The organism is Amycolatopsis sp. NPDC003731 (genome assembly GCF_053586895.1).
In genome coordinates this window covers 1-15,471 of record NZ_JBSFNC010000186.1, presented here as the reverse complement: position 1 = coordinate 15,471, position 15,471 = coordinate 1, and the positions used below count along the sequence as shown (strand labels likewise).

Here is a 15,471-nt window from a genome sequence, read left to right as displayed (position 1 = left end):
GCGATGATGTCGCGCACCAGTGCCCGGACGGCGGCGACGACCTCGCCGGCGGTTTTGACGCCGCTGGAGGCGCCTTCGCAGCCTTTCTGCGCGGTTTCCAGCAGTGTGACGGTGTCTTGGGCGCGTTGGCGGTAGGTGTCGGCGGCGGCGCCGGTCCAGGAGGCGATGTCGGTGGTGACCATGCCGGTCAGGTCTTCGCCGACGCTGCCCAGTTCGGTCGCGATGTTCTTCCAGGTTTCCGACTGGGCGGCGATCTCGTCGGCGTTGCCGGTGAGGCCGTTGAGGGCTTCCTTGAGCGGTCCGACGTGTTCGATGAGCCAGCCGACTCCGGCGGCGAGGATCGCCCCGAAGGGGTCCATTGCCATCGACAGTGCGTCCAGCGCCGTCCCGACGGCTCCGAGGGCGACCGAGGCCCAGTCCCCGCTTTCGATGGCCGACTTCAGGTCGTTCGCCGTCTCCAGCAGCGAAATGCCCGAATACGCCTTCGTGGAGTCCTTCGTCTCCGCGACCAGCGGGTTTCCCACTACTACGAGACCTTTCCGAGGGGGCGGCGAACCGTGTCAATCACTCGGCGGGAGGATAGCAACGCCCCCAAGAGTGGTCTTCGGATCGGCGCCGGCTTGCCCCACGGGGCAGGTTTCCGGGTCGGGAGGGCAGAAGTTCGCGGACACCGCCGTCATCTGTGGACGGGTGGTGCGCCCGCCGGTAGCGTTTTCCGGCTTGAGGTTTGCCGCCCTGCGCCGGAAAAGTCCGTTTCCGGTGGCGGACCCGGCGGCGCCGATCGGGTCCCGAGACGCTCCGCAGGCGGGCAGGGCACAGCGTCCAATGTAGACCTCCGGGCCGCTCCGGAATCCTGACCTGCCACGGCCGGGTCAGGCACCGAGCTCGCCGTCGATTCGATGGTCGCCTCCCTCGAACGGTTCCCCGGCGCACCGGCCGATTTCCCGGCCGCCCGGGAACGCTTTCCCTGTCGGCCAGGAAAAACGCGCGGCTAGCATCGGTCCGGCACGCGGCCGCCACCGGCCGCGGGGTGCTGGACCTGGTGTTCATCGTCGCCGGTCCTTGCAGGCCCGGCCTCGCCGAGCTGCCGGCCGCAAGCCGGATCGTCGAAACCATCACAGAGGAGACGGCATGAGCCACGATGCCCCGGCGGGTGTGTTCGCCGTGCTGAAGGCGACCCCCACCCCCGTCCGCTACCTGCTCGGGGGTGTGCTGGTCAACCAGCTCGGCGCGTTCGTCCAGACCTTCCTGCTGCTGTACCTGACGGTGCGCGGCGTCTCGGTCGGTCTCGCGGGCCTGTGCCTGGTCGCCTACAGCGTCGGGGCGATCTTCGGGACGCTGCTCGGCGGCGAGCTCACGCACCGGCTCGGCCCGCGGGCCACGATCGTGGCGTCGATGACGGCGTCGGCACCGCTGGTCGCGTCGATCCCGTGGCTGGGTCGCCCGGACCTGATCTGGCCGCTGTTCGCCGTGGTGGCGCTGGCCGGCCTGGTCACCCAGGCCTACCGGCCCGCGGCGGCGGTCCTGCTGTCCGACCTGATGCCCGAGCGGCACCAGGTGATGGGCTTCTCGATGATGCGGATCGCGCTCAACATCGGTGCTGCGCTGGCGTCGCTGATCGCCGCCGGACTCATCCTGCTCGACTGGGACCTGCTGTTCTGGCTGGACGGCCTCACCGCGGCCCTGTACGCGCTGCTGGCGTTCACGTTGCTGCCGAAGACCGCCGGGGCCGAAAAGGAAGCGGCGGAGGCCGGGGTGGACCGGCGCTCGGCGTACGCGACCCTGGTCCGCGACGGCAGGTTCCTGCTCTACCTGGGGGCCGTCTTCGTCGGCACGATCGTCTACGCCCAGTTCACCGTCGCGCTGCCGCTGCAGATCGTCGCCGACGGGCACCCCGAGGCGCTCTACAGCGCGGTGCTCGCGACGTCGTCCATCGTGCTGATCGTCACCGAGCTGAAGCTCACCACCTACGTCACGCGATGGCCGCCGCAGCTGGCCGGCGGCCTCGGGCACGTCGTCTTCGCGCTCGGCGTCGCGGGTTGGGGACTGTCCGCCGGGTCCAGCGTGCTCGTGCTGGTCAGCGCGGTGTTCTTCGTGTCCGGCCTGATGATCTCCGGCCCGAGCATGTTCGCGCACCCGGCGAAGTCGCCGTCCCGCGTGAAGGCCCGCTACGTCGGCACCTCGCACGCGGTGATCGGGCTGGCCTCGGCGCTCGGCCCGGCGTTCGGGGTGTTCGCCTGGACCCGGCTCGGCAGCGGCATCTGGCCGCTGTGCGGGGGCATGGCGGTCGCCGCCGGGCTCTTCGCCTGGGCGGGCATGAAGCAGAAAACCGCGCCGGCCGTGGTCGCCGCGACGGAACCCGTGGGGGAGAAGGCATGACCGAGCCCGACGGCGTGCTGCTGGTGATCGGCAGCGGGCTGAAGCTCTACCGCGAATACCTCGTCCGGTCGATCCACCGGCGGGCCCGGTCGGCGGGCCTGGACCTGGTGCTGCTGAACAACCGCGAGCCGACTTGGCAGCGGAAGTACTTCGACGAGATCGTCGTGACCGATGTTTTCGACCCCGAAACGATGACCGCGGCTGCCCGCGAGGTGGCTGCGCGGGCGCCGATCGCCGGGCTGCTGTGCTGGGACGAGCCCGTGGTGCTGGCCGCCGGCGAGCTCGCCGCCGAACTCGGCGTGCCCGGGCTGAGCGTGCGGGGCGCGCAGGGCTGCCGGGACAAGTACCGGACGCGATCGGTGCTCACCGCGGGCGGTCTCCACCAGCCCGGGTTCGCGGCCGCGACGACAGTGCGCGAAGCCGTCGTCGCGGCCGGCGGAATCGGCTACCCGGTGGTGGTGAAACCCCGCGCGATGGGCGCCAGCATCGGAGTGGTCCGAGCCGCCGACGCGGCCGAGGTCGCGACGGCGTTCGAAGTGGCGGCGGGAGCGAGCCGGGCCGAGAACGCGCCGTACGGCGGCAGTGTCCTCATCGAGGGCTACGCCGAAGGACCCGAGATCAGCATCGACGCCGCTGTCCACAAGGGCGAGTACCGGCCGATGTTCCTGGCCCGCAAGCAAAGCGGCGAAGAGCCCTACTTCGAGGAGACCGGGCACATCGTGGCCGCGGCCGACCCGCTGCTCGACGACCGCGAGCTGATGGACACCCTCGTCCGCGCGCACCGGCTGCTCGGCGTCGAAGACGGCATCACCCACACCGAGGTCCGGCTCACCGAACGCGGGCCGTTGATCATCGAGGTCAACGGCAGGCTCGGCGGTGACCTCATCCCGTTCCTCGGGCTGACCGCGACCGGTATCGACCCCGGCGAGGTGCTCTTCGACGTCGCCACCGGCCGGCGGCCGGACCTGGCACCCACCCGCCGGTCGGTCGCGGGCATTCGGTTCGGCTGCCCGGACCACGACTGCGTCGTGCGATCGGTGACCGTGCCGACGGAGGCACCGGGGCTGGTCACGGCGGCGCGGATGGTCGAACCCGGCGCGTCGCTGCGGCTGCCCCCGGGCGGCTACCTGGCCCGGCATTCGTTCGTCGTGTGCGAAGGCGAGGACGTGGAGACCTGCGGCGGGCGGCTCGACGCGGCAGCGGCCCTCGTCGAAGTCGACGCAGCCCCGCTCGGCCCACCCGAGCCCGGGCCGTCGTTCGTGATGCCCGCCGGACTGCTGGACGTGGACGCATGACCGCCGGCAGCATGACCCGCCCGGCGCCGCCGCGGACGGCCGAAGAGATCCTGGCCCGGGCGAAGGCCCTGGCGCCGGTGCTGCGTGAGCGAGCAGCCGAGTTCGAACAGGCCCGCCGGTTGCCCCCGGACATCGTCGAGCTGCTGCGCGACACCGGAGTCTTCCGGATGACGTTCCCGCGCGAGTTCGGCGGCCCGGAACTGACGTCGATCGAGCAGACCGAGGTGATCGAGGCACTGTCGTACGGGGACACCTCGGCCGGCTGGTGCGCGATCATCGGGTCCGGCACCGGGCTGTACGCGTCGTTCCTGTCCGACGCCGCCGCGCGGGAGATGTTCCCGCGACTGGACCTGATCACCGCGGGCATGCTGTTCCCGGCCGGCCGCGCCGAGCGCGTGCCCGGCGGGTACCGCTTGACCGGGCGGTGGACGTTCGGCAGCGGGATCACCCACTGCGACTGGGTCATCTCCGGCGCGTTCCTCTACCGCGACGGCAAGCCGGAACCCAGCCCGGACGGCCGTGACCCGCACGACTCGCGCCTGTTCATGGTGCCGGCCTCGGAGGCGGAGGTGATCGACAACTGGCACACCACGGGCCTGGCCGGCAGCGGCAGCTGCGACTACACGATCACCGACGTGTTCGTGCCCGAGGAACGCACGCTGTCGTTCGACACGGTGCACGGCAGGCCGAGCCCGCTGACGCGGCCGGAGTCGTTCATGCGCACGGTGCCGGGCGTGCCGCTGGGGGTGGCGCGGGCCGCGCTCGACCACGTCCGCGAAATCGTGCGGACCCGGGTGGACCGGGCGACCGGGGTGCCGTGGGCGGACAACTGGCGGATGCAGGTGACGCTCGCGGAGTGCGAAGCCGACTTCATCGCGTCTCGCGCCGGCGTGTACAGCACGATGCGGGAGCAGTGGGAGCTGCTCTCGGCGGGCGCGGAGGTTCCGGTGGAGCTGGAGGCGGCGCTGCCGCTGTCCCGGCTGCACGCGTTGCGCACGGCCCGCTCGGTCGTGGCGCGCCTGTACGACCTGATGCAGACCGGCTCGATCCACCGCAGTGGTCCCCTGGACCGCTGGCTCCGCGACACCACGACGATGTGCCAGCACCTGCTCGCCCAGGACCGCATCCTGCAGTCGGCGGGGGCGCACCTGCTGGGCGGGACTCCGGAGTTCCGCCTCTGCCTGGGCCTCACCAGCTGAGCCCGGCCCGGGAACCGGGGTCCGGTTCCCGGGCGGCGGGGTAGCCGTCCCGGGTCAGTCCAGGCCGAGCCCCGCGTCGCGGGCCATCACGATGAGCCGGGCGCGGTCGGCGGTGCCGAGCTTGGCGAAGATCGCGGACACCCGGTTGCTGATCGTCTTCGGCGTGAGGGCGAGCTCGCTCGCGATCGCGGAGTTCGACTTGCCGGCGGCGATGCGGTCGAGTACTTCTCGTTCGCGCGCGGTGAGCTGCGCGAAGGGGTAAGGCTCCAGCTCGGCGCCCGGACGCAGCCAGGCACCGAGCCGCCCGGCGATCGCCCGGCCGACGATCAGCTCACCCGCCGCGACCGCCTGCACGCCACGGAGGATCTGGTCCGCGCCGGCGTCCTTGATCAGGTACCCGCGCGCCCCCGCCTGGAACGCCGCGGTGATCGTGCGGTCGGCGTCGACCTCACTGAAGACGAGCACGGCCGTTCCCGGCGCGGCGCGCACGATCCTGGCGATCACCGCGATGCCGTCGTCGTCACCGAATTGCAGGTCGGTGACGAGCACGTCGGGCCGCAACCGCGTGGTCTCGGCGAGCACCGCGGCCGTGGTGGCGGCTTCGCCGACCACACTGATCGCCTCGGAGCGTTCGAGCATCGACCGCACGCCGCGGCGCACCGCCGGCCGGGTGTCCGCGAGCACCACCGTCGGCACCGCGACGTCCGGCACCACTTCGATATCGGGACGACGCCGGTTCAGGTGCCGACGGGCCGGCCGCGCGGGCGTCCACGCGAGCTCGTTCGCTTGCTGGTTCACCGTTCCCCCCGAACTCCACCGCGGGCGCCCCTCGCCGCGCGCGCCACGCAGGGGAGCCGAAGACGGTGCCCGCCCTGAGGCAGGCAGAGTCTTGCAGCCACCGTCGACGGTTCGGTTGCAGTCCGTCGACAGACCCGTCCTCAGCCCGGTGCTTCAGTCGGCCCGGTTCGCCCACCAGGTCTGACCGGCTTCGGGCAGCGTCGAGATCGGGTCGTAGTACGGGTACCGCCGCTGCAGCGCCTCGGGGTCGTCCAGCTCGATGCCGGTCCGGTAGTTCTTGGTCCAGTACGAGATCCCCAGCTCCCGGTCGTACTCCGCGAGCTGGTGCACCCACCGCTTCCCGACGTACGGCACGTCGCAGACGATCCGCGGGGTCGCGTACCCGGGCAGGTAGCCCATGATCGAGTGCTGCAGCTCCTGCGCCTCCCACACCGCGACCCGCCAGTGCTCGGCGTTCGGGATCATGTCGCACATGTAGAAGTAGTACGGCAGGATGTTCGCTTCCCCTTGCAGCGCAAAGCAAAGGTCCAGCAACGCCGCCGGTGTGGCGTTCACCCCGCGCATCAGCACGCCCTGGTTGCGCACGTCCCGCACCCCGACGTTCAACGCCGTCTGGGCCGCCTCCGCCACCAGGGGGGTCACCGACTGGGCGTGGTTGACGTGGGTGTGGATCGCCAGGTTGACCCCGCGACGCTGGGCCGTCACCGCGACGCGCTCCAGGCCTTCGACCACCTTCGGCTGGATCCAGTGCTGCGGCAGGGCCGCCAGGGCCTTCGTCGCCAGGCGGATGTCGCGGACCGTTTCGATGTCCATCAGGCGCATCAGGAACGACTCCAGCTGCGGCCACGGGACATTGGCCACGTCGCCGCCCGACACCACGACGTCGCGGACGCCCGGGGTCTTCTTCAGGTACGCGATCATCGCGTCCTGGCGGTCGACCGGCTTGAGGGTCAGCTTGTGCTTCTCCACCGTCTCCGTCGAGTTGCCGACGAGGTCCATGCGGGTGCAGTGGCCGCAGTACTGGGGGCAGGTCGAGATCATCTCGGCCAGCACCTTCGTCGGGTAGCGGTGGGTCAGGCCCTCCACGACCCACATCTCGGCCTCGTGCAGCGAGTCGCGCTCGGAGTGGGGGTGGCTGGCCCAGACCGGATCACGGTCGCTGCGGACCGGGAGCATGTAGCGGCGGATCGGGTCGGCGTAGAACGCCTCGGTCACCTTGGCCGGGTCGGTGCCGGCCGTGGGGGCCATCGTGTTGAGCATCTGCGGGGGCAGCAGCATCGACATCGTGGCCATCTCGCGCTGGTCGGCGAGCAGGTCGTCGTAGAAGCGCTCCTCGAGGAGGTCGCCCATCAGGGCGCGCAGCTGCTTGACGTTGCGGACGCAGTGCACCCGCTGCCACTGCGCGTCACGCCACTCGGCCTCGGTCACGTCGTGCCAGCCAGGAAAGCGGCGCCAGTCGGGTTCCACCAGCTCGGCGCGGGCGTACTCGTAGGGCTGGTCGAAGGCGGCGGCAGGCGTCACAGGTTCCTGGATCGCAGTCACTTGTACTCCTAGTCGTCGGGAACGCGTTAAAATATCCTGTCATAACGTTCTCACGGAGTAAATCTTCCTGCCTGCCGGGGCGACGTCCCCCACCTGGACGCAGGGGGCAGACTCAGGGGCGTGACGGACGAACAGACGACGCTCCTGCTCGGCGGGCGCATCTACACCCCCGCCGGGCCCGACACCACGGCGATGGCGGTCACCGGCGGCACCGTGGTCTGGGTCGGGCAGGACGCCCCGGCCCGCGCCCTGCACCCCGGCGCCCGCGAAATCGACCTCCAGGGCGCCTTCGTCGCCCCCGCGTTCGTCGACGCGCACGTCCACGCCACCGCCACCGGCCTGCACCTGACCGGCCTCGACCTCACCGGCGTCCGCAGCGGCGCCGACCTGCTGGCCCGCGTGCGCGACGCCGCCGTGGGCGGCCAGGTCCTGCTCGCCCACGGGTGGGACGAGACCACCTGGACCGACCCGCGCCTGCCCAGCCGCGCCGAGCTCGACGCCGCCGCCGGGAGCACACCGGTCTACCTCAGCCGCGTCGACGTCCACTCCGCGCTCGTCTCCACCGCCCTGGTCGAGCTGGCCCCCACCGCCCGCGACGCCGACGGCTGGTCACCCGAGGGCCCGCTGACCCGCGCCGCCCACCACGCCGTCCGCGCGGCCGTGCGCGCCGCCATCACGCCCGCGCAGCGCGAACGCGCCCAGCGGGCGTTCCTCGCCGAGGCCGCGAAGCAGGGCATCGTCAGCGTCCACGAATGCGCCGGCCCCGACATCTCCGGCCGCGACGACCTCGCCGCCCTCCTCACCCTCACCGGACCCGGCACGCCCGAGGTCGTCGGGTACTGGGGCGAGCTCGGCGCCGTCGGCACCGCCCGCGACCTCGGCGCCCGCGGCCTGGCCGGCGACCTGTTCGTCGACGGCGCCCTCGGCTCCCACACCGCCGCGCTCACCGAGCCCTACGCCGACCACGCGAGCACCGGCACGCGCTACCTCGACGCCCCCCGCATCGCCGAACACCTCACCGCCTGTACCGAAGCCGGGTTGCAGGCCGGCTTCCACGTCATCGGCGACGCCGCGGTCGCCGAAGTCGTCGAAGGCTTCCGGCTGGCCGAAAAAGAGGTCGGGCAGCGCGCCCTCGCGGCCCGCCACCACCGGCTCGAGCACCTGGAGATGGTCACCGCCGAGCAGGCCAAGCACCTGGCCGGCTGGGGCGTGACCGCCTCGATGCAGCCGCTGTTCGACGCGCTCTGGGGCGGCCCGGAAGGCATGTACGCCGAACGCCTCGGCGCGGACCGCGCAGCCGGGCTCAACCCCTTCGCGACCCTGGCCGCCGAAGGCGTCCTGCTCGCCTTCGGCTCCGACGCGCCGGTGACGCCCCTCGACCCGTGGGCGAGCGTCCGCGCCGCGGCCTACCACCGGACGCCGGGCGCGGGGCTGTCCCCGCGGGCGGCGTTCACCGCCCACACCCGCGCCGGGCACCGCGCGGCCGGCGTCAACGACGGCGTCACCGGCAGCCTCGTGCCGGGCGCGCCGGCGCACTACGCGATCTGGGACGCCGCCGACCTCGTGGTGGCCACCCCGGACAGCCGCGTGCAGCGCTGGTCCACCGACCCGCGGGCCGGCGTGCCGCCGCTGCCGAGGCTGGAACCGGACGCCACCCTCCCGCGGTGCCTGCGCACGGTCCGCGCGGGTGAGGTCCTCCACGACACGATCTCCTAGAGTTGGCACCTGTGGCAGTCACCGTGGCCGACCCCGAACCGGGCGCCCAGCACCAGCCCGCCCGCACGCGGCGGTTCCCCCCGGCCTGGCTGCTGCGCACCATCGCGGCCCTGGTGTCCGGGTTCGCCTATTACCTGAGCTTCGCGCCGCGCCCGCTGTGGTGGCTCGCGCCGCTGGCCTTCGCCGGGCTGGCCCTCGTCCTGCGCGGCCGCCGCTTCCGGGCCGGCTTCGGCTACGGCTTCGCGTTCGGGTTCGTCTTCTTCCTGCCGCTGCTGACCTGGCTCCTGGACTTCCTGGGCCCCGACTTCGGGCCCTGGCCGTGGCTGGGCCTGTCCTTCGCGCTGGCGCTCTACCACGGCCTGGCGGGCGGCCTGATCACCCTGGTGTCCCGGCTCCCGGCCGCGCCGCTGTGGGCCGCGCTGGTGTTCATCGCCCTGGAGACGCCGCGCGCGTGGTTCCCCTTCGGCGGCTTCCCCTGGGGCCGGGTCGCCTTCAGCCAGCCCGAAGGCGCGTTCCTGCCGCTGGCCTCCGTCGGCGGCGCCCCGCTGGTCGGTCTCGCCGTCGTCCTGACCGGCTTCTGCCTGGCCGCTCTCGCCGCCCGGCTGTGGGAGGTGCGCAAGCTCACCCGGCCGGTGACCTTCGCCGCCCTGGGCACGCTGCTGCCGGTCGTCGCCGGCCTGGCCCTGTGGCCGGCCATCGGCACCGGCGCCCAGGACGGCGAACGCACCGTCGCCACCGTCCAGGGCAACGCCCCGGACATCGGTCTCGCGCTGCAGGGGGAGCGGACCGTGCTGCGCGACAACACCATCGCCGAAAGCCGGCGGTTGCTGGCCGGCATCAAGGCCGGGAAGGTCCCCCAGCCGGACCTGCTGGTCTGGCCGGAGAGCGCGACCACCGTCACCGGCCCGGACCTGCAGGTCGACCAGCTGGTCGCGAACTTCGGCGTGCCCGCGCTGATCGGCGCGATCTACCGGCTGCCCGACGGGCACCTGCAGAACTCCGTCATCACCTGGGACCCGCGCACCGGACCCGGGCCGCGCTACGCCAAGCAGCAGCTGGTGCCCTTCGGCGAGTACGTCCCGGCCCGCAAGGTCGCCGAGCTCGTCACGCCGTTCCTCGACTCCGAGACCGTCGACATGGTCCCCGGCGACGGCACCAACCAGGCCATGGCCGCCGCGGGCACCAAGGTCGGCGTGTTCGTCTGCTACGAAGCGGCGTTCGACTACCCGGCCCGCGACGCCGTGCGCGACGGGGCCGAACTGCTCGTCGTGCCGACCAACAACGCCTGGTACGGCGAGAGCGAGATGAGCTACCAGCAGCTGGCCATGTCCCGGCTGCGGGCGGTCGAGCACGGCCGCGCCGTCGTCGTGTCGGCCGTGTCCGGGGTGAGCGCGATCGTCGCGCCCGACGGGACGGTGACCAGCTCAACGGGTCTTTTCACGGCGGATTCCCTGGTCGGGCGCGTCCCGCTGCGGACGCAGACTACGCTGTCGGATCAACTAGGTGCGTGGACGGAGTACGGGCTGCTGGCTCTGGCGATCGCCGGGGTGGCCGGTGGGCTCGTACTCCGTTTTCGCACCCGGCGCACCAGCGCCGGCACGGCAGGGGAAGCGGCGGACTGACCGCCGCGGATATCGGAGGAGCACGGATGTCGCAGGCGCCGCGGGGGGCCCGGGGAATCGAGCCGGTGCTGGTGGTGATCCCCACCTACAACGAGCGGGAGAACCTCGGCCCGATCCTGGACCGCCTGCACAAGGCACTCCCGGACGTGCACGTGCTCGTGGTGGACGACGGCAGCCCCGACGGCACCGGCGAGCTCGCCGACGAGCGCGCGGCGGCCAACGACCACGTCCACGTACTGCACCGCACCGAGAAGGCCGGCCTCGGCGCCGCCTACATCGCCGGGTTCCGCTGGGGCCTGGCCCGCGAGTACAACACGATCGTCGAAATGGACGCCGACGGTTCACACGCCCCCGAGGACCTGCCCCGCCTGCTCGACGCCGTCGGCGACGCCGACCTGGCGATCGGCTCGCGGTACGTGCCCGGCGGCAGCGTCGTCAACTGGCCGCTCAAGCGCCAGGTCCTCTCCCGCGGCGCGAACCTCTACTCGCAGGTCGCGCTCGGCATGCGGGTCCGCGACATCACCGCCGGGTTCCGCGCCTACCGCCGTCCGGTGCTGGAGAAGCTGGCCCTGGACGAGGTCAACTCGCACGGCTACTGCTTCCAGATCGACCTGACCATCCGCACCGACGAGGCCGGCTTCGAGATCGTCGAGGTCCCGATCACCTTCACCGAGCGCGAGATCGGCGAGTCGAAGATGAACGGCTCGATCATCCAGGAGGCGTTCCTGCGGGTGGCGAAGTGGGGCCTCGAACGCCGCTGGCACCAGCTGCGCCGGCTCGTCAAGCGCGCCTGAGCCGTTTTCGGCCGTTCTGGGCCATGATGGCCCGGTGACGACCATTGTGGCCTTCCACGCGCACGCAGACGACCCCGTCCTGCTCAGCGGCGGCACGCTGGCCCGGGCCGCGGCCGACGGGCACCGGGTGGTGGTCGTCGTGGCCACCGACGGCATGGCCGCCGAGCACCCGACGCCACGCTGGGCCGAGCTGGAGGCGGCCGCGGCCATCCTCGGCGTGCACCGGGTCGTGCACCTGGGCTACGCCGACAGCGGCCACGGTCCCCGGCTCTTCGCCGACCCGCCGGGGCGGCAGCGCTTCGCCCGCGCGGACACCGAGGAAGCCGCGCACCGGCTCGCGGCCGTGCTGCACGAGGAGCGCGCCGACCTGCTGCTCGGCTACGACGCCAACGGCGGCTACGGGCACCGCGACCACGTCAAGGTGCACCAGGTGGCCCGCCGCGCGGCCCGGCTGACCGGAACGCGGCTGCTGGAAGCCACCCTGCCCCGCGACTTCGCGCAGCGGTTCGTGCGGGTGGTCAAGGCGCTGCGGATCCCGTTCGACTACGACGTCGAAGCGCTCGGCTACCGCCCCGCCTCGGCTATCACGCACCGGTTCGACGTGCGGCGGTTCGCCGCGCGCAAGCAGGCGGCGCTGGCCGCGCACGTGTCGGACGTGCGCGGCAGCGGGCGGCTTTCGGCGGTGCTGCGGGTGCTCGTGTGGCTGCCGGCGCCGCTGTTCGGGCTGGTGGCCGGGCGGGAGTGGTACGCCGAGGTCAAGCTCTCAGGAGCGGCACACCCTGGTCTGCAAGTTTCTGCACGTTCTGGTCTTCGGCGTCGGTGACGATCCCGGCGACGTCGGCGAGGGGCAGCACGGTGAACCGCGAGGCCGCGCCGAGCTTCTCGGCGCTGGCCAGGACGTAGGTGTCGGCCGCGCGCCGGGCCAGGGTGCGTTTCATCGCGGCCTCCTCGGCGTCGCCGGTGGTCAGGCCGGCTTCGGGGTGGACGCCGGTGACGCCGAGGAGGAAGACGTCGGCGCTGATCGACTGGGCGGCCTCGGCGGCGGCCGCGCCGCAGGTGACCGCGGAGTGCCGGAACAGCCGCCCGCCCAGCAGGAAGACCTCGATGCCGTGGTGGTCGAGCAGGGCGACCGCGACGGTCGGGCTGTGCGTGACGACGGTGGCCTCGAGGTCGTGGGGGAGGGCTTTCGCGACCGCGAGGGTGGTGGTGCCGCCGTCGAGGATGACGGTCGATCCGGGCCGGATCAGCGGGGCCGCGGCCTTGGCGACCCGGTCCTTGCCGTTCCGGGCGATGGCGGTCCGGCCGGCGTAGTCGGCGACGGCGGGGGAGACGGGCAGCGCACCGCCGTAGACCCGCTGGCAGAGCCCGGCCGCGGCGAGGTCGCGCAGGTCCCGGCGGATGCTGTCCTCGGAGACCCCGAGTTCCGCGGCGACGTCCTTGGCCAGCACCTTCCCGTCGGCGGCCAGCCGGGCGAGCAGCAGTTCACGGCGTTCCCCGACCAGCATGCACGATCCTCCTTGTTATTTCCGAGTCCTGCACATTATGGTCGCGGCATGACCTCTTCGACAAGCCTGTCCCGCAACCCGCGTGTCCGGGTCACGAACGTGGAGCTGCTGTCGTCGGCCTGGTACGTGCTGCGCCGGACGACGTTCGACTACCAGCACGCCGACGGCCGCTGGACGACCGAGCAGCGCGAAACGTACGACCGCGGCAATGGGGCGACGGTGCTGCTCTACGACCCGCAGGGCGGCACGGTGCTGCTGACCCGCCAGTTCCGCTACCCGGTGTACGTCAACGACCACCCCGACGGCATGTTCGTCGAGACGGCGGCGGGCCTCCTGGACGCGGACGACCCGGAGACGGCGATCCGGCGGGAGGCCGAGGAGGAGACGGGCGTGCGGATCGGCGCACTGGAGCACGTGTTCGACGTCTACACGAGCCCGGGCTCGGTGACCGAGCGCCTCCACTGCTACGCGGCGCCGTACGACCCGGCCGACCGCGGCGCCGGCGGCGGCCTGGCCGAAGAGGGCGAGGACATCGAGGTCCTCGAGCTCCCGTTCACCAAGGCCCTGAAGATGATCGGCACGGGCGAGATCGCCGACGCCAAGACGATCATGCTCCTGCAGTGGGCGGCTCTCCACGGCCCCTTCCGCGCGGCGGCGGCCGGGGATGCGGTGAGCCGTCTCCGGTGCCGCGAATGACTCATTCGGGACCTCCGACGTCCCGGACCGTCGTCAGCCGCTCGGGGGTCGTGAGCACCACCTTCGGGGTGCAGTCGGTGGCGACGTGGGCGATGTGCCGGCCCTTGAACAGCGGGTTCAGCGGCACCAGCACCGCGCCTGCGGCCGACGCGGCGAACAGCGCGACGACGGTCTCCAGGCGCTTCTCCGCGTACACCGCCACCCGGTCGCCGCGCCGGACGCCGAGCCGGCGCAGCCCGTGGGCGACGCGCGCGACCTGGTCGGCGAGCTCGGCGTAGGTCAGCGTCCGGTCCTTGTAGGTCAGGGCCGGGTCGCCGGGCGCGCCGCGGGTGAGGAGCTGGTCGAGCCGCACCGGGGCGGCCGCCTCAGACATCGGCGGGCTCCGGGGCGACGAACTCCGCGACGGCGGCCCACAGGCTGCCCGCGGTGGCGAAGGTGTCCTCGGTGAGCAGTTCGTCGGGCAGCTCGAAGTCGAAGGTCTCCTCCAGGTCGGTGACGAGCTGCACCACGCCCATCGAGTCGAGCCCGAGCGCGGCGAGGTCGTCGTCCTCGGCGATCCGGTCCCCGAGCGCGTACGGCAGGTGCGCGATCAGGATCTCGAGGAACCCCGGCGGGATGGGGAGTGTGTCAGGCATTTCGTCACCCTGTTTCGCTTTCGGCGGTCAACCGTGTCCCCCCGAGGACACCACCGGCCGGAATCACCCGGCCATCACCGCGCTCTCATCGCGCCACCACCGGGCGAGAGCGGCGTGAGAGCACCCCGAGAAGACCGGCTGCGACGGTGGGAAGTGCCAGAAGCGAGACCTTTGGAGGCACGATGTCGACGGCCACCCTTCCGCCGCTCGGGGCGTTCTCCGTGCCCGAGCCCGACCCCGAAGCCGAGCTGTACCGCTACGCGGCGCGCTGCGGCCGGATCTCGTCCGTGGACACCGCCGCGGCGCACCTCGGCCTGCCCGCCGACACGGTCCACGCGGCCGCGGCCAGGCTCGTCGAGCTGCACCTGCTGCGCGCGGTCGCCGACGGCTTCGTCCCCCGGGAACCCTCGGCGGCCGCGGAGCTCGTCGTGACGCCGCTGGAGCGCGCGATGTACGAGCGCCGCGAAATGGCCGACCGCCTGCGCGAGCGCATCGACGGCATCACCGGCGCCCCGGCCGGCGCCGCGGGCACGCTCGACCGCCTGGAAGGCGTCGCCGAGATCCGCGGCCTGATCAAGCTGGCGGCCGAGGTCTGCCGCGACGAGCTGGTGGTCCTCCACCCCGGCGAGGCGGCCGACGACCTGGTCGACGAGCTGCTGGACGCGTGCTATTCGGTGCTGGGCGACGGCGTCGGCGTCCGGGTGGTCTGTCCGCACCGCAGCCGCGCCGGGTACGCGGCCCGCGCCCGGTTGACGCAGCTCGCGGGCCGCGGCGCGCAGATCCGCACGCTGAGCCGCGTCCCGGAGGCGGCGGTGGTCTTCGACCGGTCCCTGGCGGTGACCCTGGACGTCGCCGACCTGTCCGCCCGCCGCGTCCGCGACCAGGGCATGGTGCGCTTCCTGCTGGGCCTGTTCGACCAGCTGTGGGACGGCGCAACCCCGTTCGCGGCCGAGGACCAGGGCTACAGCGGCGAGATCGCCCACGACATGCAGCAGACGATCGCCCGGCTGATGGCCCAGGGCCTGACGGACGAGGTCGTGGCGCGGCGGCTGGGGATGTCGGTGCGGACCTGCCGGCGGCACATCGCCGCGATGCTGCAGAACCTCGACGCGGTGTCCCGGTTCCAGGCCGGGGTGCAGGCGGCTTCGCGCTTCACACTCGCCTGATGCGCCCACTCCGCCCGTTCCGGTTCCGCTCGCTCCGCCCGCTCCGCCCGCTCCGGCCGCTCCGCCCGCTCCGGTTCCGCGGAGGTCGCGAATGACTCATTCGGGACCTCCCACGTCCCGAATG

At 72.6% G+C, this 15,471-nt stretch carries 15 protein-coding genes; 9 read left to right on the top strand and 6 right to left on the bottom strand.

What is annotated here, in order from left to right:
* Positions 1–524 (bottom strand): WXG100 family type VII secretion target (locus ACWDN5_RS41835; RefSeq protein WP_449680172.1); only part of this gene is annotated, 524 nt, incomplete at its 3' end.
* 607 nt (positions 525–1,131) lie between these two features.
* Here ACWDN5_RS41835 and ACWDN5_RS41830 point away from each other — a divergent pair.
* Genes ACWDN5_RS41830 through ACWDN5_RS41820 form a run of 3 tightly spaced genes read left to right on the top strand, consistent with a single transcriptional unit; the run spans position 1,132 to position 4,873 of the window.
* On the top strand, positions 1,132–2,379 hold the full coding sequence (locus ACWDN5_RS41830) for an MFS transporter (protein WP_449680171.1): 1,248 nt from the start codon (positions 1,132–1,134) through the stop codon (positions 2,377–2,379).
* Positions 2,376–3,674 (top strand): ATP-grasp domain-containing protein, encoded by a 1,299-nt coding sequence (locus ACWDN5_RS41825; protein ID WP_449680170.1) that lies wholly within the window; start codon positions 2,376–2,378, stop codon positions 3,672–3,674. The genes ACWDN5_RS41830 and ACWDN5_RS41825 overlap by 4 nt, the downstream gene beginning before the upstream one ends.
* Positions 3,671–4,873 (top strand): acyl-CoA dehydrogenase family protein, encoded by a 1,203-nt coding sequence (locus ACWDN5_RS41820; protein WP_449680169.1) that lies wholly within the window; start codon positions 3,671–3,673, stop codon positions 4,871–4,873. The genes ACWDN5_RS41825 and ACWDN5_RS41820 overlap by 4 nt, the downstream gene beginning before the upstream one ends.
* A 54-nt stretch (positions 4,874–4,927) precedes the next feature.
* Here the strand turns inward: ACWDN5_RS41820 and ACWDN5_RS41815 are convergent, their stop codons facing one another.
* Entirely contained in the window at positions 4,928–5,671 is a 744-nt protein-coding gene (locus ACWDN5_RS41815; RefSeq protein ID WP_449680168.1) for a response regulator, read from the bottom strand.
* Between the two features lie 153 nt (positions 5,672–5,824).
* The gene (locus tag ACWDN5_RS41810; protein ID WP_310976096.1) at positions 5,825–7,213 is read right to left on the bottom strand and encodes a KamA family radical SAM protein; all 1,389 of its coding nucleotides are present in this window, start codon (positions 7,211–7,213) and stop codon (positions 5,825–5,827) included.
* Positions 7,214–7,333: 120 nt separating this feature from the next.
* Here ACWDN5_RS41810 and ACWDN5_RS41805 point away from each other — a divergent pair, with 120 nt between their 5' ends.
* From ACWDN5_RS41805 to ACWDN5_RS41790, 4 genes are read left to right on the top strand one after another with little or no spacing between them, the layout of a single operon-like run.
* Positions 7,334–8,929, top strand: coding sequence for an amidohydrolase (locus ACWDN5_RS41805; protein WP_449680167.1), 1,596 nt, complete (start codon positions 7,334–7,336; stop codon positions 8,927–8,929).
* An 11-nt stretch (positions 8,930–8,940) separates the two neighbouring features.
* Positions 8,941–10,551: an apolipoprotein N-acyltransferase gene (lnt, locus tag ACWDN5_RS41800; RefSeq protein ID WP_449680166.1), complete on the top strand. Its 1,611-nt coding sequence runs from the start codon at positions 8,941–8,943 to the stop codon at positions 10,549–10,551.
* A 26-nt stretch (positions 10,552–10,577) separates the two neighbouring features.
* The gene (locus ACWDN5_RS41795; RefSeq protein WP_310976093.1) at positions 10,578–11,345 is read left to right on the top strand and encodes a polyprenol monophosphomannose synthase; all 768 of its coding nucleotides are present in this window, start codon (positions 10,578–10,580) and stop codon (positions 11,343–11,345) included.
* 34 nt (positions 11,346–11,379) lie between these two features.
* A complete protein-coding gene (locus ACWDN5_RS41790; protein ID WP_449680165.1) occupies positions 11,380–12,168 on the top strand; it encodes a PIG-L deacetylase family protein in 789 nt (262 codons plus the stop codon).
* Here the strand turns inward: ACWDN5_RS41790 and ACWDN5_RS41785 are convergent.
* The gene (locus ACWDN5_RS41785; RefSeq protein ID WP_449680164.1) at positions 12,101–12,850 is read right to left on the bottom strand and encodes a DeoR/GlpR family DNA-binding transcription regulator; all 750 of its coding nucleotides are present in this window, start codon (positions 12,848–12,850) and stop codon (positions 12,101–12,103) included. The genes ACWDN5_RS41790 and ACWDN5_RS41785 overlap by 68 nt on opposite strands.
* A gap of 48 nt (positions 12,851–12,898) precedes the next feature.
* Here ACWDN5_RS41785 and ACWDN5_RS41780 point away from each other — a divergent pair, with 48 nt between their 5' ends.
* The gene (locus ACWDN5_RS41780; RefSeq protein WP_449680163.1) at positions 12,899–13,546 is read left to right on the top strand and encodes an NUDIX domain-containing protein; all 648 of its coding nucleotides are present in this window, start codon (positions 12,899–12,901) and stop codon (positions 13,544–13,546) included.
* A 1-nt stretch (position 13,547) separates the two neighbouring features.
* Here ACWDN5_RS41780 and ACWDN5_RS41775 read toward each other — a convergent pair whose 3' ends face one another.
* Together ACWDN5_RS41775 and ACWDN5_RS41770 are read right to left on the bottom strand one after the other, a co-directional pair.
* The gene (locus ACWDN5_RS41775; RefSeq protein WP_449680162.1) at positions 13,548–13,919 is read right to left on the bottom strand and encodes an AMP-binding protein; all 372 of its coding nucleotides are present in this window, start codon (positions 13,917–13,919) and stop codon (positions 13,548–13,550) included.
* Entirely contained in the window at positions 13,912–14,181 is a 270-nt protein-coding gene (locus tag ACWDN5_RS41770) for a phosphopantetheine-binding protein (protein WP_310969779.1), read from the bottom strand. Before ACWDN5_RS41770 ends, ACWDN5_RS41775 begins: the two co-directional genes overlap by 8 nt.
* Before the next feature lie 182 nt (positions 14,182–14,363).
* Between ACWDN5_RS41770 and ACWDN5_RS41765 the strand changes: the two genes are divergently transcribed.
* Positions 14,364–15,347, top strand: coding sequence for a LuxR C-terminal-related transcriptional regulator (locus ACWDN5_RS41765; protein WP_449680161.1), 984 nt, complete (start codon positions 14,364–14,366; stop codon positions 15,345–15,347).
* The last annotated feature ends 124 nt before the right edge of the window (positions 15,348–15,471 follow it).